This window comes from Pseudomonas benzenivorans (genome assembly GCF_024397895.1).
Taxonomy (GTDB): Bacteria; Pseudomonadota; Gammaproteobacteria; order Pseudomonadales; family Pseudomonadaceae; genus Aquipseudomonas; species Aquipseudomonas benzenivorans_A.
The window spans coordinates 3,182,827-3,206,149 of the sequence record NZ_CP073346.1 but is presented as its reverse complement, the minus strand read 5'-3'; the positions used below and the strand labels follow the sequence as shown (position 1 = coordinate 3,206,149).

The following is a 23,323-nucleotide window of genomic DNA, read 5'->3' as shown; positions in this document are numbered from 1 at the left end:
AGTTATGCCTTTTCGACCTGACTGAACTCCAGCTCGACCGGCGTCGAGCGACCGAAAATGGTCACCGCCACCTGGATACGGCTCTTTTCATAATTGACTTCTTCGACCACGCCACTGAAATCAGCGAACGGACCGTCGACCACGCGAACCATCTCGCCCGGCTCGAACAGCGTCTTCGGCTTCGGCTTGTCGCCACTATCGGCAACACGACGCAGGATGGCCTCGGCCTCTTTGTCGGTGATCGGCGCCGGCTTATCGGCAGTACCACCAATAAAGCCCATGACACGCGGGGTATCCTTGACCAAGTGCCAAGTCCCTTCGTTCATGTCCATCTGCACCAGCACATAGCCTGGGAAGAATTTGCGCTCGCTCTTGCGCTTCTGGCCGTTACGCATCTCTACCACTTCTTCGGTAGGAACCAGAATTTCGCCAAAGCCATCTTCCATGCCAGCGAGCTTGACGCGCTCGATCAACGAACGCATCACATGCTTCTCGTAGCCCGAGTAAGCATGCACAACGTACCAACGCTTAGCCACGGGACACCCTTAACCTACAATCAACGAAACAAGCCAGCCCAGCAACGAGTCAAGCCCCCACAGCAAAAGCGCCATCACGAGGACGACAGCCACCACGATCAACGTGGTTTGCGTGGTTTCTTGACGAGTCGGCCAGACGACCTTGCGAATCTCGACGCGCGCTTCCTTGGCCAGCCCGGTAAACGCCTGCCCCTTCGCGGTCTGCAGCGCAACAGCGCCCGCAACACCAGCCAGAGCCAACAACACCAGGACACGGTACAGAATCGGCTCGGCAGAGAAGTACTGATTACCGACCACACCCACGACGACCAGAGCGACTACAACCAGCCACTTGAGCAGATCGAAGCGCGAGTCTTTGGCCTCAGCATTAGCATTCATTTACGAGGATCCTGTGAAAGACACGCCATATTCGCTAGAAATATGGCAGGTCAGGAGGGAATCGAACCCCCAACCTGCGGTTTTGGAGACCGCCGCTCTGCCAATTGAGCTACTGACCTAGATGAAAATCAGGCCGACCATTATGCCGACCTGACAGAGACAGATCAACCGATTACTCGACGATCTTGGCAACCACGCCGGCACCAACGGTACGACCGCCTTCGCGAATCGCGAAACGCAGGCCGTCTTCCATGGCGATCGGCTTGATCAGGGTAACAACCATCTTCACGTTGTCGCCCGGCATTACCATCTCAACGCCTTCCGGCAGCTCGCAGCTACCAGTTACGTCGGTAGTACGGAAGTAGAACTGCGGACGGTAGCCCTTGAAGAACGGGGTGTGACGACCGCCTTCTTCCTTGGACAGCACGTACACTTCAGCTTCGAACTTGGTGTGCGGCTTGATGGTGCCCGGCTTGGCCAGAACCTGACCACGCTCTACGTCGTCACGCTTGGTGCCACGCAGCAGGACGCCGCAGTTCTCACCAGCACGACCTTCGTCGAGCAGCTTGCGGAACATCTCAACACCAGTACAGGTAGTCTTGGTGGTGTCACGCAGACCTACGATCTCGATTTCTTCCTGGATACGGACGATGCCACGCTCAATACGACCGGTCACCACGGTACCGCGACCGGAAATGGAGAACACGTCTTCGATCGGCATCAGGAACGGCTTGTCGATGGCGCGAACCGGCTCAGGAATGTAGCTGTCCAGAGTCTCGACCAGCTTCTTGACGGCAGTGGTACCCATCTCGTTGTCATCTTGACCGTTCAGCGCCATCAGCGCGGAACCGATGATGATCGGAGTGTCGTCGCCCGGGAAGTCGTAAGTCGACAGCAGGTCACGCACTTCCATCTCAACCAGTTCCAGCAGCTCGGCGTCGTCCACCATGTCAGCCTTGTTCAGGAAGACCACGATGTACGGTACACCCACCTGACGGGACAGCAGGATGTGCTCGCGAGTCTGCGGCATCGGGCCGTCGGCTGCGGAGCAAACCAGGATGGCGCCGTCCATCTGCGCAGCACCGGTGATCATGTTCTTCACATAGTCAGCGTGGCCAGGGCAGTCAACGTGCGCGTAGTGACGAATAGTGGAATCGTACTCTACGTGCGCGGTGTTGATGGTGATACCACGAGCCTTCTCTTCCGGGGCGCTGTCGATCTTGTCGAAGTCAACGCGGGCCGAACCGAAAACTTCGGAGCAGACGCGAGTCAGAGCAGCAGTCAGAGTAGTTTTACCGTGGTCAACGTGACCGATGGTGCCGACGTTGACGTGCGGTTTGTTACGTTCAAATTTCTCTTTAGCCATTTTGACCGTCTCCCAACGAAGAATTGAGCAAGTCACACTACCCATTAAAATAAAGGCAGATACTTTCATATCTGCCTTTATTAATTGGAGCTCATGAGCGGATTTGAACCGCTGACCTCACCCTTACCAAGGGTGTGCTCTACCAACTGAGCTACATGAGCGAAACACTTGTTGCCGACCGAAGACTTGGAGCGGGTAGCGGGAATCGAACCCGCATCATCAGCTTGGAAGGCTGAGGTTCTACCACTGAACTATACCCGCGGAGCCTTCAGCTCACGCTAAATCTGGTGGAGGGAGAAGGATTCGAACCTTCGAAGTCGATGACGTCAGATTTACAGTCTGATCCCTTTGGCCACTCGGGAATCCCTCCAAAAGGTGGCGGCATTCTCTTTTCATGCCACCCTACTGTCAAGCATTTTCTCATTTAAAATCGTGAGGTTAGCTGCTTTTCCAGTCGCTTCGCAGATCCATCGCTGGACCCACCCTGCGAAGCGGGCGCCATTCTAGTCAATCCTCGAGGAGGTTGCAATGCTTTCGCACGGCTTTATTTGATGTTCTAAGCCATTGAAGTCCAGGGCCAAACGCTCCAGCAGCGAATCTTCGGCCAAACGCCGACTCTCCGGCGCAATCCTGACCCAATAGCTGCGCTCCGCGCGGGACAGCTCCTTAAGCAGCGGCTCGTAGCCGGCGCCTCGCAACCGTTCGACAACACTCTGAGCGGAGTCGCGGCGCGGAAATATCCCCAGCGAGATACCGTTGGCCAGGTCGCCCTCGGCGATGATGTAGCTGTCAATCTTGCGCGCCTGCAGCTCCTTGAGCTGCCGCAGCGAAGCCTGCCGTGACGAAAGTGGCGGCAGATAGACCCAATAGTCCACGCCCGCTGCGGCATCGACGGCCTGCACACTGGAGCGAATATCCAGACTAATCAGGCGCTGCTCCAACACAGCCGCCGCTGTCTTCTGCTCGAAGCTACCCAGGAACAGGCAAACTGACTCCTCAGCCGAAGCCCTAAGCTGCTCACGTGACTGCGGCGGCTGCGACTCGCTCAACAGCCGGATATCACCCTCTCCCCGGCTTAGCAGGGCCAGCGGCGCAACCTCCTTCGCTCGCATAGGGGCCTGCTGCTGATGCCAGACGTAATAGAACAGATTGAGCACCAACAACAGCAAGAACAACCAGCGCATGGGCCACCTCAAGTTAACGGACAGGCGATCGCAAGCCCGGTAAATACTAGATCCGGCGCTACCCGCGCAGTCGGCACCACACCTGCGACCAACGGCGCATCACCCCCTGTGAGAAAGACCTGGAAGGAATCCCCCCAGTACTGGCGCGCGAGATCCAACTGGGTCAGCACGAAGCCCTGGAGCATCAGCGAGCAACCACGCTCGACCGCCTCTGCCGTCGAACGACCTGGGTCGAGGCTATGCAAGGCTCGCTCTGCGACCTTGTCGTCATAGCGAATCCGCCGTGTATGGGTGCGCAACTGGTTGCGCATCAAGGGTACCCCTGGGCAAATGAATCCCCCCCTATGCTGGCCGCCAGTATCGACAAAGTCGGAGGTCACCGCGGTTCCGAGGTCCAGAACCAGGCAGGCACCCCGAGCCAGGTGGAAGGCCCCGACCAGCGCCAACCAACGATCCAAGCCGAGGAGTTCGTGCTGCTCGTAACCATTGCGCACGCCGGCCAGCTCTGCGGCGGGGCGAGCCCGTAGGCATTCGATGGAAAACGTCTGCCGGAGCGCCGCTATAAGGGAGGCCGTTTCCTCTTCGGTACGCACGCTAACCAGCCGACAGGCATCGAGGCCCGCCACCTGCGCGCGAAGCGCCTCGACCAGCTCCAGATCGGAGCCAACCACGCCGCCACAGGCGACGACGCCGTCACGGGTGACTACCCGCCACTTGATAAAGCTGTTGCCGCAATCGAGCTCAAGAATCATTCGACAGCCTCAGACTGAGCTCACCACCGCTGAAATGCTGCTCCTCGCCATCGACTAACAGTCGAATGGCGCCGGAAGCATCCACCCCCAGCACTACACCGGCGATCTGTTGACCCCCGGCAGTGAGCACTACCCGCCGCCCCTGCCACAGGTGGTTATTTTGCCACTCCTCGCGCAGGGCCGAGAAACCCTGCTTCCGATGCGATTCGAGATAGCGCGCCAGTTGCTGATTGAGCGCAACGACCAGTTCGTTTCGGTCGACACCATGCCCCAGAGCGGCCCGCATCGACGTCCAGGGCTGGTCGATCGGCTGCGCTTCAGTTGGCATCATGTTGACGTTCACGCCGACACCGATCACCACATGACAAACGTCTGCCGGATCGCCCGACAATTCAAGAAGGATTCCGGCGATCTTGCGATCCCCCACCAACAGGTCATTCGGCCACTTCAAGCCGGCACCCGACACGCCCATCGCACGAATTGCCTGCAGGAGCGCCAACCCAACCACCAAGCTGAGTCCCTCGAGCTGGCGCATACCGCCTTCTACTCGCAGTACCAGGCTGTAATAGAGATTCTCCGCGAACGGGCTCACCCAGGTGCGCCCTCGACGGCCGCGACCGGCCGACTGCCGCTCAGCCAGCACGATAAATGGCGCTGCATTGCGCGCCTCTAGGCGCCTCAGCGCTTCGGAACTTGTCGAGTCGACCGAGTGCAGCACGCTGACCGGCCAGGCTTGGCCGGAGGGGCTTGACGCCAGGAGACACTCATCCAACAGTCGAAGCGGGCTCGCCAGACGGTAGCCTCGGCCGCGAACCTTGTGAATAGGCAACTCAAGCTCGGCTTCCAGGGAACGTAGCTGCTTCCATACCGCGGCTCGACTGATACCCAGCGCCGCGCCTAGCGCCTCCCCCGAATGGAAACGCCCATCTTGTAGAAGCCTTAACAATGGCAGCATGCAGCCTCCCCTCGAAGCGATAAGGCACGCATGATAACGACGCCCCCTCCGCTTGCCTACAAATCAGCCCGCCGCATGACCGCCGGCCTTTTCTATCGCGCAAAAGCAAACCCCCGACCTGCTTGCGCGGGTCGGGGGTTTGGGATAGGTGCTTGACGATGACCTACTCTCACATGGGGAAACCCCACACTACCATCGGCGATGCATCGTTTCACTACTGAGTTCGGGATGGGATCAGGTGGTTCCAACGCTCTATGGTCGTCAAGCAATTCAGCAGGGGATTCGCGGTTAAGGCGCTTCCCCGAATTGGGTATGTGATGTCGTGGTATTGCGTGTTCTGGCAAATTTTCGGTTTGTTGTCGACTTCAGCCATCGAGCACACAAACAACAAATTGTTTGGGTGTTATATGGTCAAGCCTCACGGGCAATTAGTATGGGTTAGCTCAACGCCTCACAGCGCTTACACACCCCACCTATCAACGTCGTAGTCTTCGACGGCCCTTCAGGGAGCTCAAGGCTCCAGTGAGATCTCATCTTGAGGCAAGTTTCCCGCTTAGATGCTTTCAGCGGTTATCTTTTCCGAACATAGCTACCCGGCAATGCCACTGGCGTGACAACCGGAACACCAGAGGTTCGTCCACTCCGGTCCTCTCGTACTAGGAGCAGCCCCTCTCAAATCTCAAACGTCCACGGCAGATAGGGACCGAACTGTCTCACGACGTTCTAAACCCAGCTCGCGTACCACTTTAAATGGCGAACAGCCATACCCTTGGGACCGGCTTCAGCCCCAGGATGTGATGAGCCGACATCGAGGTGCCAAACACCGCCGTCGATATGAACTCTTGGGCGGTATCAGCCTGTTATCCCCGGAGTACCTTTTATCCGTTGAGCGATGGCCCTTCCATACAGAACCACCGGATCACTAAGACCTACTTTCGTACCTGCTCGACGTGTCTGTCTCGCAGTCAAGCGCGCTTTTGCCTTTATACTCTACGACCGATTTCCGACCGGTCTGAGCGCACCTTCGTACTCCTCCGTTACTCTTTAGGAGGAGACCGCCCCAGTCAAACTACCCACCATACACTGTCCTCGATCCGGATAACGGACCAGAGTTAGAACCTCAAGGTTACCAGGGTGGTATTTCAAGGTTGGCTCCACGCGAACTGGCGTCCACGCTTCAAAGCCTCCCACCTATCCTACACAAGTAAACTCAAAGTCCAGTGCAAAGCTATAGTAAAGGTTCACGGGGTCTTTCCGTCTAGCCGCGGATACACTGCATCTTCACAGCGATTTCAATTTCACTGAGTCTCGGGTGGAGACAGCGCCGCCATCGTTACGCCATTCGTGCAGGTCGGAACTTACCCGACAAGGAATTTCGCTACCTTAGGACCGTTATAGTTACGGCCGCCGTTTACCGGGGCTTCGATCAAGAGCTTCGCGTTAGCTAACCCCATCAATTAACCTTCCGGCACCGGGCAGGCGTCACACCCTATACGTCCACTTTCGTGTTTGCAGAGTGCTGTGTTTTTAATAAACAGTCGCAGCGGCCTGGTATCTTCGACCGGCATGAGCTTACGCAGTAAATGCTTCACCCTCACCGGCGCACCTTCTCCCGAAGTTACGGTGCCATTTTGCCTAGTTCCTTCACCCGAGTTCTCTCAAGCGCCTTGGTATTCTCTACCTAACCACCTGTGTCGGTTTGGGGTACGGTTCCTAGTTACCTGAAGCTTAGAAGCTTTTCCTGGAAGCATGGCATCAACCACTTCGCATTCTAAAAGAACGCTCGTCATCAGCTCTCGGCATTAAGCACCCGGATTTACCTAAGCACTCTGCCTACCACCTTAAACACGGACAACCAACGCCGTGCTGGCCTAGCCTTCTCCGTCCCTCCATCGCAGTAACTAGAAGTACGGGAATATTAACCCGTTTCCCATCGACTACGCATTTCTGCCTCGCCTTAGGGGCCGACTCACCCTGCGTCGATTAACGTTGCGCAGGAAACCTTGGTCTTTCGGCGTGCGAGTTTTTCACTCGCATTGTCGTTACTCATGTCAGCATTCGCACTTCTGATACCTCCAGCAAGCTTCTCAACTCACCTTCACAGGCTTACAGAACGCTCCTCTACCGCTCAACTTACGTTGAACCCGTAGCTTCGGTGTATGGTTTGAGCCCCGTTACATCTTCCGCGCAGGCCGACTCGACTAGTGAGCTATTACGCTTTCTTTAAAGGGTGGCTGCTTCTAAGCCAACCTCCTAGCTGTCTAAGCCTTCCCACATCGTTTCCCACTTAACCATAACTTTGGGACCTTAGCTGACGGTCTGGGTTGTTTCCCTTTTCACGACGGACGTTAGCACCCGCCGTGTGTCTCCCGTGCTGACACTTGCTGGTATTCGGAGTTTGCATCGGTTTGGTAAGTCGGGATGACCCCCTAGCCGAAACAGTGCTCTACCCCCAGCAGTGATACACGAGGCGCTACCTAAATAGCTTTCGAGGAGAACCAGCTATCTCCGAGCTTGATTAGCCTTTCACTCCGATCCACAGGTCATCCGCTAACTTTTCAACGGTAGTCGGTTCGGTCCTCCAGTCAGTGTTACCTAACCTTCAACCTGCCCATGGATAGATCGCCCGGTTTCGGGTCTATACCCAGCGACTAAACGCCCTATTAAGACTCGCTTTCGCTACGCCTCCCCTATTCGGTTAAGCTCGCCACTGAATATAAGTCGCTGACCCATTATACAAAAGGTACGCAGTCACCCAACAAAGTAGGCTCCCACTGCTTGTACGCATACGGTTTCAGGTTCTATTTCACTCCCCTCTCCGGGGTTCTTTTCGCCTTTCCCTCACGGTACTGGTTCACTATCGGTCAGTCAGTAGTATTTAGCCTTGGAGGATGGTCCCCCCATATTCAGACAAAGTTTCTCGTGCTCCGTCCTACTCGATTTCACTTCTAAGATCCTTTCGCGTACAGGGCTATCACCCACTATGGCCGCACTTTCCAGAGCGTTCCGCTAAAATCAAAGAAGCTTAAGGGCTAGTCCCCGTTCGCTCGCCACTACTAAGGGAATCTCGGTTGATTTCTATTCCTCAGGGTACTTAGATGTTTCAGTTCCCCTGGTTCGCCTCCTACACCTATGTATTCAGTGCAGGATACCCAGCTTATGCTGGGTGGGTTCCCCCATTCAGAGATCTCCGGATCAAAGTCTGTTTGCCGACTCCCCGAAGCTTTTCGCAGGCTACCACGTCTTTCATCGCCTCTGACTGCCAAGGCATCCACCGTATGCGCTTCTTCACTTGACCATATAACCCCAAGCAATCTGGTTACTGTCTCTAACGTGAAGACGACATTCGCCGAAAATTTGCACTTGAGAACAACGCAAATTTTACCTTGACCAAACTAATTACCAGTGAAAGTAATTAATCAGTCACTTCTATCACATACCCAAATTTTTAAAGAACGATTTTCGTACTGGTCAAAGACCAGAAATCAACATTCAACTGAGCATTTCAGGAATGTTCATTTCTGAACTCTACACAACGGCGCTGTAAGTGGTGGAGCCAAGCGGGATCGAACCGCTGACCTCCTGCGTGCAAGGCAGGCGCTCTCCCAGCTGAGCTATGGCCCCATATTCGTACAAGGCCAAACCCCACAACAATTGGTGGGTCTGGGCAGATTCGAACTGCCGACCTCACCCTTATCAGGGGTGCGCTCTAACCAACTGAGCTACAGACCCAATCGTCTTTCGCAATGAATCAAGCAATTCGTGTGGGAGCTTATAAGGAAGCTGGTGTCGTCGATTAAGGAGGTGATCCAGCCGCAGGTTCCCCTACGGCTACCTTGTTACGACTTCACCCCAGTCATGAATCACACCGTGGTAACCGTCCCCCTTGCGGTTAGACTAGCTACTTCTGGTGCAACCCACTCCCATGGTGTGACGGGCGGTGTGTACAAGGCCCGGGAACGTATTCACCGTGACATTCTGATTCACGATTACTAGCGATTCCGACTTCACGCAGTCGAGTTGCAGACTGCGATCCGGACTACGATCGGTTTTATGGGATTAGCTCCACCTCGCGGCTTGGCAACCCTTTGTACCGACCATTGTAGCACGTGTGTAGCCCTGGCCGTAAGGGCCATGATGACTTGACGTCATCCCCACCTTCCTCCGGTTTGTCACCGGCAGTCTCCTTAGAGTTCCCACCATAACGTGCTGGTAACTAAGGACAAGGGTTGCGCTCGTTACGGGACTTAACCCAACATCTCACGACACGAGCTGACGACAGCCATGCAGCACCTGTCTTACAGTTCCCGAAGGCACCAATCCATCTCTGGAAAGTTCTGTAGATGTCAAGGCCAGGTAAGGTTCTTCGCGTTGCTTCGAATTAAACCACATGCTCCACCGCTTGTGCGGGCCCCCGTCAATTCATTTGAGTTTTAACCTTGCGGCCGTACTCCCCAGGCGGTCAACTTAATGCGTTAGCTGCGCCACTAAGTTCTCAAGGAACCCAACGGCTAGTTGACATCGTTTACGGCGTGGACTACCAGGGTATCTAATCCTGTTTGCTCCCCACGCTTTCGCACCTCAGTGTCAGTATCAGTCCAGGTGGTCGCCTTCGCCACTGGTGTTCCTTCCTATATCTACGCATTTCACCGCTACACAGGAAATTCCACCACCCTCTACCGTACTCTAGCTTGCCAGTTTTGGATGCAGTTCCCAGGTTGAGCCCGGGGCTTTCACATCCAACTTAACAAACCACCTACGCGCGCTTTACGCCCAGTAATTCCGATTAACGCTTGCACCCTCTGTATTACCGCGGCTGCTGGCACAGAGTTAGCCGGTGCTTATTCTGTCGGTAACGTCAAAATTGCAACGTATTAGGTTACAACCCTTCCTCCCAACTTAAAGTGCTTTACAATCCGAAGACCTTCTTCACACACGCGGCATGGCTGGATCAGGCTTTCGCCCATTGTCCAATATTCCCCACTGCTGCCTCCCGTAGGAGTCTGGACCGTGTCTCAGTTCCAGTGTGACTGATCATCCTCTCAGACCAGTTACGGATCGTCGCCTTGGTGAGCCATTACCTCACCAACTAGCTAATCCGACCTAGGCTCATCTGATAGCGTGAGGTCCGAAGATCCCCCACTTTCTCCCGTAGGACGTATGCGGTATTAGCGTTCCTTTCGAAACGTTGTCCCCCACTACCAGGCAGATTCCTAGGCATTACTCACCCGTCCGCCGCTGAATCAGGTAGCAAGCTACCCTCATCCGCTCGACTTGCATGTGTTAGGCCTGCCGCCAGCGTTCAATCTGAGCCATGATCAAACTCTTCAGTTCAATACTGCTTGGGTTTTGAGAAAACCCTAAACTTGGCTCAGCAATCGCAAACCTCTTACCGAAGTAAGAGTTAACTCTCGAATTAACGAGTGTTGCTTTGTGATGCTGATAATCAGTTGACTACCAGTCTTACCTCACAAGCACCCACACGAATTGCTTGATTCAGTTGTTAAAGAACAGTTGGTTAAGTCTTTCGTCTCAACCGAGGCGCGCATTCTACAGCAGCCTCATCTTCCGTCAAGCAGTTTCGAAAATTTCTTTTCTACTTCAACCGCTTGGTGAAACTTAGCGGCTTTCGCCAGCTTTTAGCTTCACGCCCAAGTACAAAACTTAGGCTTTCACTAAAAGCAAACCCCCGACCCGCTTGCGCGGATCGGGGGTTTGGGATAGGTGCTTGACGATGACCTACTCTCACATGGGGAAACCCCACACTACCATCGGCGATGCATCGTTTCACTACTGAGTTCGGGATGGGATCAGGTGGTTCCAACGCTCTATGGTCGTCAAGCAATTCAGCAGGGGATTCGCGGTTAAGGCGCTTCCCCGAATTGGGTATGTGATGTCGTGGTATTGCGTGTTCTGGCAAATTTTCGGTTTGTTGTCGACTTCAGCCATCGAGCACACAAACAACAAATTGTTTGGGTGTTATATGGTCAAGCCTCACGGGCAATTAGTATGGGTTAGCTCAACGCCTCACAGCGCTTACACACCCCACCTATCAACGTCGTAGTCTTCGACGGCCCTTCAGGGAGCTCAAGGCTCCAGTGAGATCTCATCTTGAGGCAAGTTTCCCGCTTAGATGCTTTCAGCGGTTATCTTTTCCGAACATAGCTACCCGGCAATGCCACTGGCGTGACAACCGGAACACCAGAGGTTCGTCCACTCCGGTCCTCTCGTACTAGGAGCAGCCCCTCTCAAATCTCAAACGTCCACGGCAGATAGGGACCGAACTGTCTCACGACGTTCTAAACCCAGCTCGCGTACCACTTTAAATGGCGAACAGCCATACCCTTGGGACCGGCTTCAGCCCCAGGATGTGATGAGCCGACATCGAGGTGCCAAACACCGCCGTCGATATGAACTCTTGGGCGGTATCAGCCTGTTATCCCCGGAGTACCTTTTATCCGTTGAGCGATGGCCCTTCCATACAGAACCACCGGATCACTAAGACCTACTTTCGTACCTGCTCGACGTGTCTGTCTCGCAGTCAAGCGCGCTTTTGCCTTTATACTCTACGACCGATTTCCGACCGGTCTGAGCGCACCTTCGTACTCCTCCGTTACTCTTTAGGAGGAGACCGCCCCAGTCAAACTACCCACCATACACTGTCCTCGATCCGGATAACGGACCAGAGTTAGAACCTCAAGGTTACCAGGGTGGTATTTCAAGGTTGGCTCCACGCGAACTGGCGTCCACGCTTCAAAGCCTCCCACCTATCCTACACAAGTAAACTCAAAGTCCAGTGCAAAGCTATAGTAAAGGTTCACGGGGTCTTTCCGTCTAGCCGCGGATACACTGCATCTTCACAGCGATTTCAATTTCACTGAGTCTCGGGTGGAGACAGCGCCGCCATCGTTACGCCATTCGTGCAGGTCGGAACTTACCCGACAAGGAATTTCGCTACCTTAGGACCGTTATAGTTACGGCCGCCGTTTACCGGGGCTTCGATCAAGAGCTTCGCGTTAGCTAACCCCATCAATTAACCTTCCGGCACCGGGCAGGCGTCACACCCTATACGTCCACTTTCGTGTTTGCAGAGTGCTGTGTTTTTAATAAACAGTCGCAGCGGCCTGGTATCTTCGACCGGCATGAGCTTACGCAGTAAATGCTTCACCCTCACCGGCGCACCTTCTCCCGAAGTTACGGTGCCATTTTGCCTAGTTCCTTCACCCGAGTTCTCTCAAGCGCCTTGGTATTCTCTACCTAACCACCTGTGTCGGTTTGGGGTACGGTTCCTAGTTACCTGAAGCTTAGAAGCTTTTCCTGGAAGCATGGCATCAACCACTTCGCATTCTAAAAGAACGCTCGTCATCAGCTCTCGGCATTAAGCACCCGGATTTACCTAAGCACTCTGCCTACCACCTTAAACACGGACAACCAACGCCGTGCTGGCCTAGCCTTCTCCGTCCCTCCATCGCAGTAACTAGAAGTACGGGAATATTAACCCGTTTCCCATCGACTACGCATTTCTGCCTCGCCTTAGGGGCCGACTCACCCTGCGTCGATTAACGTTGCGCAGGAAACCTTGGTCTTTCGGCGTGCGAGTTTTTCACTCGCATTGTCGTTACTCATGTCAGCATTCGCACTTCTGATACCTCCAGCAAGCTTCTCAACTCACCTTCACAGGCTTACAGAACGCTCCTCTACCGCTCAACTTACGTTGAACCCGTAGCTTCGGTGTATGGTTTGAGCCCCGTTACATCTTCCGCGCAGGCCGACTCGACTAGTGAGCTATTACGCTTTCTTTAAAGGGTGGCTGCTTCTAAGCCAACCTCCTAGCTGTCTAAGCCTTCCCACATCGTTTCCCACTTAACCATAACTTTGGGACCTTAGCTGACGGTCTGGGTTGTTTCCCTTTTCACGACGGACGTTAGCACCCGCCGTGTGTCTCCCGTGCTGACACTTGCTGGTATTCGGAGTTTGCATCGGTTTGGTAAGTCGGGATGACCCCCTAGCCGAAACAGTGCTCTACCCCCAGCAGTGATACACGAGGCGCTACCTAAATAGCTTTCGAGGAGAACCAGCTATCTCCGAGCTTGATTAGCCTTTCACTCCGATCCACAGGTCATCCGCTAACTTTTCAACGGTAGTCGGTTCGGTCCTCCAGTCAGTGTTACCTAACCTTCAACCTGCCCATGGATAGATCGCCCGGTTTCGGGTCTATACCCAGCGACTAAACGCCCTATTAAGACTCGCTTTCGCTACGCCTCCCCTATTCGGTTAAGCTCGCCACTGAATATAAGTCGCTGACCCATTATACAAAAGGTACGCAGTCACCCAACAAAGTAGGCTCCCACTGCTTGTACGCATACGGTTTCAGGTTCTATTTCACTCCCCTCTCCGGGGTTCTTTTCGCCTTTCCCTCACGGTACTGGTTCACTATCGGTCAGTCAGTAGTATTTAGCCTTGGAGGATGGTCCCCCCATATTCAGACAAAGTTTCTCGTGCTCCGTCCTACTCGATTTCACTTCTAAGATCCTTTCGCGTACAGGGCTATCACCCACTATGGCCGCACTTTCCAGAGCGTTCCGCTAAAATCAAAGAAGCTTAAGGGCTAGTCCCCGTTCGCTCGCCACTACTAAGGGAATCTCGGTTGATTTCTATTCCTCAGGGTACTTAGATGTTTCAGTTCCCCTGGTTCGCCTCCTACACCTATGTATTCAGTGCAGGATACCCAGCTTATGCTGGGTGGGTTCCCCCATTCAGAGATCTCCGGATCAAAGTCTGTTTGCCGACTCCCCGAAGCTTTTCGCAGGCTACCACGTCTTTCATCGCCTCTGACTGCCAAGGCATCCACCGTATGCGCTTCTTCACTTGACCATATAACCCCAAGCAATCTGGTTACTGTCTCTAACGTGAAGACGACATTCGCCGAAAATTTGCACTTGAGAACAACGCAAATTTTACCTTGACCAAACTAATTACCAGTGAAAGTAATTAATCAGTCACTTCTATCACATACCCAAATTTTTAAAGAACGATTTTCGTACTGGTCAAAGACCAGAAATCAACATTCAACTGAGCATTTCAGGAATGTTCATTTCTGAACTCTACACAACGGCGCTGTAAGTGGTGGAGCCAAGCGGGATCGAACCGCTGACCTCCTGCGTGCAAGGCAGGCGCTCTCCCAGCTGAGCTATGGCCCCATATTCGTACAAGGCCAAACCCCACAACAATTGGTGGGTCTGGGCAGATTCGAACTGCCGACCTCACCCTTATCAGGGGTGCGCTCTAACCAACTGAGCTACAGACCCAATCGTCTTTCGCAATGAATCAAGCAATTCGTGTGGGAGCTTATAAGGAAGCTGGTGTCGTCGATTAAGGAGGTGATCCAGCCGCAGGTTCCCCTACGGCTACCTTGTTACGACTTCACCCCAGTCATGAATCACACCGTGGTAACCGTCCCCCTTGCGGTTAGACTAGCTACTTCTGGTGCAACCCACTCCCATGGTGTGACGGGCGGTGTGTACAAGGCCCGGGAACGTATTCACCGTGACATTCTGATTCACGATTACTAGCGATTCCGACTTCACGCAGTCGAGTTGCAGACTGCGATCCGGACTACGATCGGTTTTATGGGATTAGCTCCACCTCGCGGCTTGGCAACCCTTTGTACCGACCATTGTAGCACGTGTGTAGCCCTGGCCGTAAGGGCCATGATGACTTGACGTCATCCCCACCTTCCTCCGGTTTGTCACCGGCAGTCTCCTTAGAGTTCCCACCATAACGTGCTGGTAACTAAGGACAAGGGTTGCGCTCGTTACGGGACTTAACCCAACATCTCACGACACGAGCTGACGACAGCCATGCAGCACCTGTCTTACAGTTCCCGAAGGCACCAATCCATCTCTGGAAAGTTCTGTAGATGTCAAGGCCAGGTAAGGTTCTTCGCGTTGCTTCGAATTAAACCACATGCTCCACCGCTTGTGCGGGCCCCCGTCAATTCATTTGAGTTTTAACCTTGCGGCCGTACTCCCCAGGCGGTCAACTTAATGCGTTAGCTGCGCCACTAAGTTCTCAAGGAACCCAACGGCTAGTTGACATCGTTTACGGCGTGGACTACCAGGGTATCTAATCCTGTTTGCTCCCCACGCTTTCGCACCTCAGTGTCAGTATCAGTCCAGGTGGTCGCCTTCGCCACTGGTGTTCCTTCCTATATCTACGCATTTCACCGCTACACAGGAAATTCCACCACCCTCTACCGTACTCTAGCTTGCCAGTTTTGGATGCAGTTCCCAGGTTGAGCCCGGGGCTTTCACATCCAACTTAACAAACCACCTACGCGCGCTTTACGCCCAGTAATTCCGATTAACGCTTGCACCCTCTGTATTACCGCGGCTGCTGGCACAGAGTTAGCCGGTGCTTATTCTGTCGGTAACGTCAAAATTGCAACGTATTAGGTTACAACCCTTCCTCCCAACTTAAAGTGCTTTACAATCCGAAGACCTTCTTCACACACGCGGCATGGCTGGATCAGGCTTTCGCCCATTGTCCAATATTCCCCACTGCTGCCTCCCGTAGGAGTCTGGACCGTGTCTCAGTTCCAGTGTGACTGATCATCCTCTCAGACCAGTTACGGATCGTCGCCTTGGTGAGCCATTACCTCACCAACTAGCTAATCCGACCTAGGCTCATCTGATAGCGTGAGGTCCGAAGATCCCCCACTTTCTCCCGTAGGACGTATGCGGTATTAGCGTTCCTTTCGAAACGTTGTCCCCCACTACCAGGCAGATTCCTAGGCATTACTCACCCGTCCGCCGCTGAATCAGGTAGCAAGCTACCCTCATCCGCTCGACTTGCATGTGTTAGGCCTGCCGCCAGCGTTCAATCTGAGCCATGATCAAACTCTTCAGTTCAATACTGCTTGGGTTTTGAGAAAACCCTAAACTTGGCTCAGCAATCGCAAACCTCTTACCGAAGTAAGAGTTAACTCTCGAATTAACGAGTGTTGCTTTGTGATGCTGATAATCAGTTGACTACCAGTCTTACCTCACAAGCACCCACACGAATTGCTTGATTCAGTTGTTAAAGAACAGTTGGTTAAGTCTTTCGTCTCAACCGAGGCGCGCATTCTACAGCAGCCTCATCTTCCGTCAAGCAGTTTCGAAAATTTCTTTTCTACTTCAACCACTTGCGCCTCCGATCAACCTTCAGCTTCTCGTCAGCGGGAGGCGAATTCTACAGCGTTCAAAACCGCTGTCAACCACCTCTTGCAACCGCTTTCGAGCCACTCGACCGAAGCACCGACAGGATCAACAAACCACCCTGTCAGCCCGGCGCATTCTACGCAGCCTGCGCTGCTTTGCAACCCCTCATTTAAATCTAAGTATCTGTTTTACAAATACTTTTACGAGAGGCCTGCGCCGGAGAAGGCGCGCATTATAGGCGCAGGCGACACAAGGTCAACCACTATCTACAGGGCCACTACTCGGCTTTGAGGGTAATGCGCGCAAAGGCTTTCTTGCCGGCCTGGAAAACATGGACCGCACCGCGCTTACATATGAAGGAGCGATCCACCACCTCACCATCGACCCGAACACCGCCCGAGCCGAGCAGGTCACGCGCCATGGCGGCGTTCTTAACCAGGCCAGCCTTGTTGAGCAGCGCGGCGATCGGCATATCCTCAGCCGCAGCCAACTCGATCTCCGGCAGGTCCTCCGGTAGCTCACCCTCCTTCATGCGATTGCCAGCGGAGCGATGGGCATTGGCCGCCGCTTCATCACCATGGAAGCGCGCCACGATCTCTTCGGCCAACTTGATCTTAATGTCACGAGGGTTGGCACCCTGATCGACATCCAGCTTGAACTGGTTGATCTCGTCCATTGTGCGAAAGCTCAGCAGCTCGAAGTAGCGCCACATGAGCACATCCGGAATGGACACCAGCTTGCCGTACATCACACCCGGCGCCTCCTGGATACCCACATAGTTGCCCAGGGACTTGGACATCTTCTTGACGCCATCCAGGCCTTCGAGCAACGGCATGGTGACGATGCACTGGGACGCCTGCCCATAGGCCCGCTGCAACTCACGCCCCATCAGCAGATTGAACTTCTGATCGGTCCCCCCCAGCTCGACATCGGCGCGCAAGGCCACCGAGTCATAGCCCTGAACCAGCGGGTAGAGGAACTCATGTATGGCAATGGGTTGATTGGTCGAGTAGCGCTTGCTGAAGTCATCGCGCTCGAGCATGCGCGCTACGGTGTACTGCGAGGCCAGACGAATGAAGTCGGCCGGCTTCAACTGATCCATCCAGGTGGAGTTGAACGCCACCTCGGTCTTGGCGGGATCGAGAATCTTGAAAACCTGAGCCTTGTAGGTCTCGGCGTTGTCCAGCACTTGCTCGCGAGTGAGTGGCGGGCGGGTCGCGCTCTTGCCGCTCGGGTCACCGATCATCCCGGTGAAGTCACCTATCAGGAAAATCACCTGATGCCCCAGCTCCTGGAACTGGCGCAGCTTGTTGATAAGCACGGTATGACCGAGGTGAAGATCCGGTGCAGTCGGATCGAAGCCGGCCTTGATACGCAACGGCTGACCGCGCTTGAGCTTTTCCACCAGCTCGGACTCAACCAAAACCTCTTCTGCACCGCGCTTGATCAGCGCCAGCTGCTCTTCGACCGACTTCATGACAGGACTCACGACCACTCAAAAACCAAAGGGAACCAACCATACAAGATCACGGACAAATGACAAGTTTTGCCCCCAGTGAGCGCGCGAATAGCTGCACACGGAGGCACCTTCAGGGTTGCCTCACAGACGATTTGGTTATATTTTATACAGTTACTGCATATTCAGCATTTTCTTCATCTTTTTCTTTTCATCTCTTCAAAGTCAAAAGCAGCCCATGACCTCTACAAGAAAAGCCCCCCCTCTGTACCCGAAAAGCCACATATTGGCTGCCAGCGGCGTAGCCGCCACGCTCAGCCTGGCGCTCCTGGTGTTTCCATCCCGGGAAGTCGAAGCCAAGCGTACCTACCTGAACCTCGAGCTCGACAGCGGCTCGGAGCTCGTGCTGCAAGAGAAAGACGATCTGCGACCGGGCAACCGCTCCACTGACGACAGTGCCTCGCCGTTCACCGAGATCGAAGGCGCCGCCGACCAGGGCCTCGCTACAAAGCAGAAGAGCTCAGAGCTCGCCACCGAATCCACCCCACCAACAGACCCCCTCCACAAGACCATCCGCGTTGCCAATGGCGATACGCTGTCGACGGTATTTGCCAAGGTGGGCCTATCGGCTTCCGCTCTGCACGAGGTGCTGAACAGCAGCAAGGAGGCCAAGCAGTTCAGCCGCCTCAAGGTTGGTCAGGAACTTGAGTTTCAGCTGACGGCGGACGGTCAGCTGGACAGCTTGCGCAGCAAGCTGAGCGACCTGGAAAGCATCAGCCTGGCCAATACCGACAAGGGCTTCGCCTTCAAGCGCGAACTGGTCAAGCCAGACGTCCGCTCGAGCTATGCCCACGGCGTGATCGATAGCTCGCTGTTCCTGGCGGCCAAGCGCGCCGGCCTGTCCCATGGACTGACCATGGACCTGGCCAACATCTTCGGCTACGACATCGACTTCGCCATGGACATTCGCGAAGGGGATGAATTCGAGTTGATCTACGAAGAGAAAGTGGTCGCGGGCAAGAAAGTCGGCAGCGGCGATATTCTTTCTGCCCGCTTCACCAACCGCGGCAAGACCTTCACCGCGGTGCGCTACACCGACAAGCAGGGCAACACCAGCTATTACGGCGCCGACGGCACCAGCATGCGCAAGGCCTTCATCCGTACCCCGGTGGATTTCGCGCGCATCAGCTCGCGCTTCTCCAACGGCCGTCGCCATCCGATCCTCAACAAAATCCGCGCGCACAAGGGCGTCGACTACGCCGCGCCGCGCGGCACGCCGATCAAGGCCGCCGGCGATGGCAAGATCGCCCTGGCCGGCCGCAAGGGCGGCTACGGCAACGCCGTGGTGATCCAGCACGGCAGCCGTTACCGCACCCTCTATGCGCATATGCAGGGTTTCGCCAAGGGCATCCGCACCGGTGGCAGCGTCAAGCAGGGGCAGATCATCGGCTACATCGGGACCACCGGCCTCTCCACCGGGCCGCACCTGCACTACGAGTTCCAGGTCAACGGTGTCCATGTCGACCCGCTGAGCCAGAAGTTGCCGATGGCCGACCCCATCGCCCGCAACGAGAAGCAACGCTTTCTCCAGCTGAGCAAGCCGCTGATGGCTCGCATGGATCAGGAACGCTCCACCCTACTTGCACTGAACAAGCGCTGACCACATGCCGCTCTATCTGGGGGTGATGTCCGGTACCAGCCTGGACGGCATGGACATCGCCCTGATCGAGCAGACCGACCACACCCGCCTGCTCGCGACCCACTTCCTGCCCATGCCGGCCGCACTGCACAGCGAGCTGCTCGAACTGTGCGCCCCTGGCCCGGACGAACTGGCTCGTGCGGCAGTGGCCGAGCAGCACTGGGTCGAGCTCGCCGCCCAAGGCGTCGACGCCCTGCTGCAGCGGCAGAAACTCGGCCCCGAGTCGATCCGCGCCATCGGCAGCCACGGCCAGACCGTGCGCCACGAACCGGCGCGCGGCTTCACTGTCCAGATCGGCAACCCCGCATTACTGGCGGAGCTGACCGGCATCTGCGTAGTCGGCGATTTCCGTCGCCGCGACGTCGCCGCAGGCGGTCAAGGTGCCCCCCTGGTCCCGGCCTTTCATGAAGCCTTGTTCGGCGCGCCGGACAGCCATCGCGCGGTGCTGAACCTTGGCGGCTTCAGCAACCTCAGCCTGCTCGAACCCGGACAACCGGTGCGGGGCTTCGATTGCGGTCCGGGCAACGTCCTGCTCGATGCCTGGATTCACCGCCACCAGGGTGCCAGCTACGACCGAGACGGCGCCTGGGCCGCCAGCGGACGGGTGCAGCCGGCACTGCTGCGGGCCCTGCTGAGCGATCCGTTCTTCAGCACCCAGGGGCCCAAGAGCACCGGCCGCGAACTGTTCAACCTGTCCTGGCTCGACAGCCAGCTGAGCCGCTTCGAGCCGTTCGCCGCGCAGGACGTTCAGGCCACTCTGCTGGAGCTGACGGCCACCAGCACCATCAATGCCCTGACCGAGGCCATGGCGCGGATCGATCAGCTGCTGGTCTGCGGTGGCGGCGCACACAACAGCGCCCTGATGACACGTCTGGCCGCCTTTTTGCCTCACTGTGTCGTGAGCGGCACCGAGTCCCTCGGCGTACCCGCCGACTGGGTAGAGGCCATGGCCTTCGCCTGGCTGGCGCACTGCTGCCTGGAAGGCATTCCGGCCAATCGACCGAGCGTCACCGGCGCTCGCGGGCTGCGCGTGCTCGGCGCCATCTATCCCGCCTGATCGCCTTGCTCCGACCCTAGAAACGACAACGCCGTGCACAAGGCACGGCGTTTCGATCACAACGGCAGACGTCAATCAGATCGAGAAGGACGAACCGCAGCCACAGGTAGTGGTCGCATTGGGGTTCTTGATCACAAAGCGCGAGCCTTCCAGGCCTTCCTGATAATCCACTTCGGCACCAGCGAGGTACTGAAAGCTCATCGGGTCGACCACCAGGCTTACACCCTCGCGCTCGACGATGGTGTCGTCGTCGGCCACCTCTTCATCGAAGGTGAAGCCGTACTGGAAGCCGGAACAACCGCCTCCCGTGACGAATACGCGCAACTTGAGGCGCGGGTTGCCCTCTTCATCGACCAGGCTCTTCACCTTGCTCGCTGCGCCTTCGGTGAACAGCAAAGCTGTGGGGGTGAAGGTTTCGACGCTCATGCTGACTTTCTCCCGGCGCCAAGCGCCATACTGCGTTGAGGCCCTGCATTATCCGCTTACCCTAGAAAAGCGGTCAACTATTGTGCGAGTTCCAGGCTCTCCGGCAGCTCCAACGGTCGCTGCCCGTCCTTGAGGTGACACAGGCGCCCCTCGATCTGCGCGCCCATGGCCATCTCCATCAGGCCGTAATAGAGATTGCCGCGAACCCGTGCCCGGGCGCCAAGCTCCAGGTGCTCGCTGGCATGTACGTCACCGATCACCTCGCCGTCGATCACGATATGGGGCGCACGGATCTCACCTTCAACCTGTCCCTCGACACTGACCCGCACCATGCCGTCACTGGTCTGCACATTGCCGTTCATGCGTCCGTCGACCTGCACCGCGCCCTGAAACCGCAGGTCGCCGGTCAGTTCGGCTCCCGTGGCAATCAGGCTGGTCTTGCCGCTGAAGCGCTGCAGGTCGGATTTGCTCTTGTCTTTATTCCACATCGGGGACTCTTACTCTTCGTCGATCCATTTGAATGTGCGCTCCAAGGGCTTTTCGCCTTTGACTTCGGCGCGCACCCTGACCTGACGTGGCTCGAAGCCCTCAGGTAACTTCAGCTCCGCAAATCGCCCTGCCTCGGGTATCGCCTGGAAGTGCTTGAAGGTGAAGGCGATCACCGGCTCGCTCAACTCATCAGGCAACCCCCGGGTAAGGTCCGCCAGCTCGAGACTGACGTCCTTGCCGCCCCGGCGCCCCTCCACGGTGACCCGTATCTGGCCCGCCAGCGGCTTGTCGTCCTTACCCACGCGGCTGAGCAGCAGTTTGTAACGGAAATGCCGTGGCTTGTCCGTGGCCTGCAACTCAAAGGCGCGAATGCGCAAGCCTTCACGACGACTGGCCGGCGCCAGCACACCCTTGTAGAAGGCCAGGTCCTGCTGCTGTTTGAAGATCTGCTCTTCGAGCAGCTTGATGGTCAGGCGGCTCTGCTCGTTGGCCTGCTGAGCGACCTTCTCGCCGCTGCTGACCACCGCCAGGCTCTGGCGCAGCTGATCCAATTCGCGCGCCTGTTCGCTCAGGCGCGCCTGCAGCGCCTCATGCTCGTCCATGAACGCCTGGGTGCTGCGCGCCTGCCACCAGGCGCCAGCAAAGAAGGCCAGGGGCACCCCGACGATCAGCAGCAGCAGGGCCAGGCGCACCCGCCCGGCACGCCGCGGGTCGCTCGGGCGGACTTCCCAGCCGGCCATCAGGGCAGCAGGGCCGCGTGCGCCAGGCCGAGCTGCTCTTCCAGACCGAAGAGAATGTTCATGTTCTGCACCGCCTGCCCCGACGCGCCCTTGACCAGGTTGTCGATCACCGACAGGACCACCACCAGGTCGCCGTCCTGCGGGCGGTGCACGGCGATACGGCAGACGTTGGCGCCTCGCACGCTGCGGGTTTCCGGGTGACTGCCGGCCGGCATCACGTCGACGAACGGTTCGTTGGCGTAGCGCTGCTCGTAGAGGGCCTGCAGATCGACAGTGCGATCTGCCACGGTGGCGTACAGGGTCGCATGGATGCCACGGATCATCGGCGTCAGGTGCGGCACGAAGGTCAGCCCCACTTCGCCGCCGGCTGCGCGGCGCAGACCCTGGCGGATCTCCGGCAGGTGGCGGTGCCCCTTGACCCCGTAGGCCTTCATGCTCTCGCCCGCTTCGCTGAACAGCGAACCGACGCTGGCACCACGCCCGGCACCGCTGACCCCGGACTTGCAGTCGGCGATCAGCCGTCCCGTGTCGGCCAGACCGGCCTCCAGCAACGGAAGCAGGCCGAGCTGGGCGGCGGTCGGGTAGCAGCCGGGCACGGCGATCAGGCGGGCCTGCTTGATCGCCTCACGGTTGACCTCCGGCAGGCCGTAGACCGCCTCCGGCAGCAGGTCCGGGGCGCCATGGGGCTGGCCGTACCACTTGGCCCACTCCTCGGCATCCTGCAGGCGGAAGTCAGCCGACAAGTCGATCACCTTGGTGCCCGCCGCCAGCAGTTCGCCGGCCAGGGCATGGGCAACGCCATGGGGGGTGGCGAAGAACACCACGTCGCAGGCACCCAGGGTCGCCACGTCCGGCACGCTGAAGGACAGGCTCGGGTAGTGGCCGCGAAGATTGGGATACATCTCGTCGACGCGCATGCCCGCTTCGGAGCGCGACGTAATGACCTCGACTCGCGCCTGCGGGTGCTGCGCCAGCAGACGTAACAGCTCGACACCGGTGTAGCCAGTGCCGCCGACGATACCGACCTTGATCATTAGTTGCCCCTTGCGAAAAAGCCATTGGAAAGCTGCCGATGATAAAGCCG

At 56.6% G+C, this 23,323-nt stretch carries 13 protein-coding genes, 8 tRNA genes and 6 rRNA genes; 2 read left to right on the top strand and 25 right to left on the bottom strand.

Annotated elements, in window-relative coordinates; translation table 11 throughout:
* Window positions 1–2: 2 nt before the first annotated feature.
* The 21 genes from nusG to tyrS all read right to left on the bottom strand — a co-directional run bounded on the left by nusG (window position 3) and on the right by tyrS (window position 17,849).
* Complete coding sequence (gene nusG / locus KDW96_RS14890) at window positions 3–536, bottom strand: transcription termination/antitermination protein NusG (RefSeq protein WP_255837023.1); 534 nt, start codon at window positions 534–536, stop codon at window positions 3–5.
* Between the two features lie 9 nt (window positions 537–545).
* Window positions 546–914 carry a preprotein translocase subunit SecE gene (gene secE / locus KDW96_RS14885; RefSeq protein ID WP_255837022.1) on the bottom strand — a complete coding sequence of 123 codons (369 nt, stop codon included), beginning with the start codon at window positions 912–914 and terminating at the stop codon, window positions 546–548.
* A gap of 43 nt (window positions 915–957) precedes the next feature.
* Window positions 958–1,033: transfer RNA gene (locus KDW96_RS14880), tRNA-Trp, on the bottom strand.
* Between the two features lie 53 nt (window positions 1,034–1,086).
* Window positions 1,087–2,280: an elongation factor Tu gene (tuf, locus tag KDW96_RS14875; protein WP_255837021.1), complete on the bottom strand. Its 1,194-nt coding sequence runs from the start codon at window positions 2,278–2,280 to the stop codon at window positions 1,087–1,089.
* A gap of 85 nt (window positions 2,281–2,365) precedes the next feature.
* Window positions 2,366–2,441 (bottom strand) — tRNA-Thr (locus tag KDW96_RS14870).
* A gap of 26 nt (window positions 2,442–2,467) precedes the next feature.
* A tRNA-Gly gene (locus KDW96_RS14865) sits at window positions 2,468–2,541 on the bottom strand.
* A gap of 24 nt (window positions 2,542–2,565) precedes the next feature.
* A tRNA-Tyr gene (locus tag KDW96_RS14860) sits at window positions 2,566–2,650 on the bottom strand.
* 133 nt (window positions 2,651–2,783) lie between these two features.
* Window positions 2,784–3,464 carry an SPOR domain-containing protein gene (locus KDW96_RS14855; protein ID WP_255837020.1) on the bottom strand — a complete coding sequence of 227 codons (681 nt, stop codon included), beginning with the start codon at window positions 3,462–3,464 and terminating at the stop codon, window positions 2,784–2,786.
* 8 nt (window positions 3,465–3,472) lie between these two features.
* On the bottom strand, window positions 3,473–4,216 hold the full coding sequence (locus tag KDW96_RS14850; RefSeq protein ID WP_255837019.1) for a pantothenate kinase: 744 nt from the start codon (window positions 4,214–4,216) through the stop codon (window positions 3,473–3,475).
* The gene (birA, locus tag KDW96_RS14845; protein ID WP_255837018.1) at window positions 4,206–5,171 is read right to left on the bottom strand and encodes a bifunctional biotin--[acetyl-CoA-carboxylase] ligase/biotin operon repressor BirA; all 966 of its coding nucleotides are present in this window, start codon (window positions 5,169–5,171) and stop codon (window positions 4,206–4,208) included. Before birA ends, KDW96_RS14850 begins: the two co-directional genes overlap by 11 nt.
* 150 nt (window positions 5,172–5,321) lie before the next feature.
* Window positions 5,322–5,437, bottom strand: a 5S ribosomal RNA gene (gene rrf, locus KDW96_RS14840).
* A gap of 141 nt (window positions 5,438–5,578) precedes the next feature.
* Window positions 5,579–8,469, bottom strand: a 23S ribosomal RNA gene (locus KDW96_RS14835).
* Between the two features lie 250 nt (window positions 8,470–8,719).
* Window positions 8,720–8,795, bottom strand: a tRNA-Ala gene (locus KDW96_RS14830).
* Window positions 8,796–8,826: 31 nt separating this feature from the next.
* Window positions 8,827–8,903, bottom strand: a tRNA-Ile gene (locus KDW96_RS14825).
* 65 nt (window positions 8,904–8,968) lie between these two features.
* Window positions 8,969–10,505, bottom strand: a 16S ribosomal RNA gene (locus KDW96_RS14820).
* A gap of 392 nt (window positions 10,506–10,897) precedes the next feature.
* Window positions 10,898–11,013, bottom strand: a 5S ribosomal RNA gene (gene rrf, locus KDW96_RS14815).
* Between the two features lie 141 nt (window positions 11,014–11,154).
* Window positions 11,155–14,045, bottom strand: a 23S ribosomal RNA gene (locus KDW96_RS14810).
* Window positions 14,046–14,295: 250 nt separating this feature from the next.
* A tRNA-Ala gene (locus KDW96_RS14805) sits at window positions 14,296–14,371 on the bottom strand.
* Window positions 14,372–14,402: 31 nt separating this feature from the next.
* Window positions 14,403–14,479: transfer RNA gene (locus tag KDW96_RS14800), tRNA-Ile, on the bottom strand.
* A gap of 65 nt (window positions 14,480–14,544) precedes the next feature.
* Window positions 14,545–16,081: ribosomal RNA gene (locus KDW96_RS14795) — 16S ribosomal RNA — on the bottom strand.
* Together the 16S, 23S and 5S rRNA genes with 4 tRNA genes alongside form the textbook arrangement of a ribosomal RNA operon.
* A gap of 568 nt (window positions 16,082–16,649) precedes the next feature.
* Window positions 16,650–17,849, bottom strand: coding sequence for a tyrosine--tRNA ligase (gene tyrS / locus KDW96_RS14790; RefSeq protein ID WP_255837017.1), 1,200 nt, complete (start codon window positions 17,847–17,849; stop codon window positions 16,650–16,652).
* 217 nt (window positions 17,850–18,066) lie between these two features.
* Here tyrS and KDW96_RS14785 point away from each other — a divergent pair, with 217 nt between their 5' ends.
* Window positions 18,067–19,488 carry a peptidoglycan DD-metalloendopeptidase family protein gene (locus KDW96_RS14785; protein ID WP_255837016.1) on the top strand — a complete coding sequence of 474 codons (1,422 nt, stop codon included), beginning with the start codon at window positions 18,067–18,069 and terminating at the stop codon, window positions 19,486–19,488.
* 4 nt (window positions 19,489–19,492) lie between these two features.
* On the top strand, window positions 19,493–20,584 hold the full coding sequence (locus tag KDW96_RS14780) for an anhydro-N-acetylmuramic acid kinase (RefSeq protein ID WP_255837014.1): 1,092 nt from the start codon (window positions 19,493–19,495) through the stop codon (window positions 20,582–20,584).
* 75 nt (window positions 20,585–20,659) lie between these two features.
* Here the strand turns inward: KDW96_RS14780 and erpA are convergent, their stop codons facing one another.
* From erpA to argC, 4 genes are all read right to left on the bottom strand, one after another.
* On the bottom strand, window positions 20,660–21,010 hold the full coding sequence (gene erpA / locus KDW96_RS14775) for an iron-sulfur cluster insertion protein ErpA (RefSeq protein WP_255837013.1): 351 nt from the start codon (window positions 21,008–21,010) through the stop codon (window positions 20,660–20,662).
* 77 nt (window positions 21,011–21,087) lie between these two features.
* Window positions 21,088–21,498 (bottom strand): bactofilin family protein, encoded by a 411-nt coding sequence (locus KDW96_RS14770; RefSeq protein WP_255837012.1) that lies wholly within the window; start codon window positions 21,496–21,498, stop codon window positions 21,088–21,090.
* A gap of 9 nt (window positions 21,499–21,507) precedes the next feature.
* Window positions 21,508–22,239 carry a DUF6776 family protein gene (locus KDW96_RS14765; RefSeq protein WP_255837011.1) on the bottom strand — a complete coding sequence of 244 codons (732 nt, stop codon included), beginning with the start codon at window positions 22,237–22,239 and terminating at the stop codon, window positions 21,508–21,510.
* On the bottom strand, window positions 22,239–23,273 hold the full coding sequence (gene argC, locus KDW96_RS14760; RefSeq protein WP_255837010.1) for an N-acetyl-gamma-glutamyl-phosphate reductase: 1,035 nt from the start codon (window positions 23,271–23,273) through the stop codon (window positions 22,239–22,241). Before argC ends, KDW96_RS14765 begins: the two co-directional genes overlap by 1 nt.
* Between the last annotated feature and the right edge of the window lie 50 nt (window positions 23,274–23,323).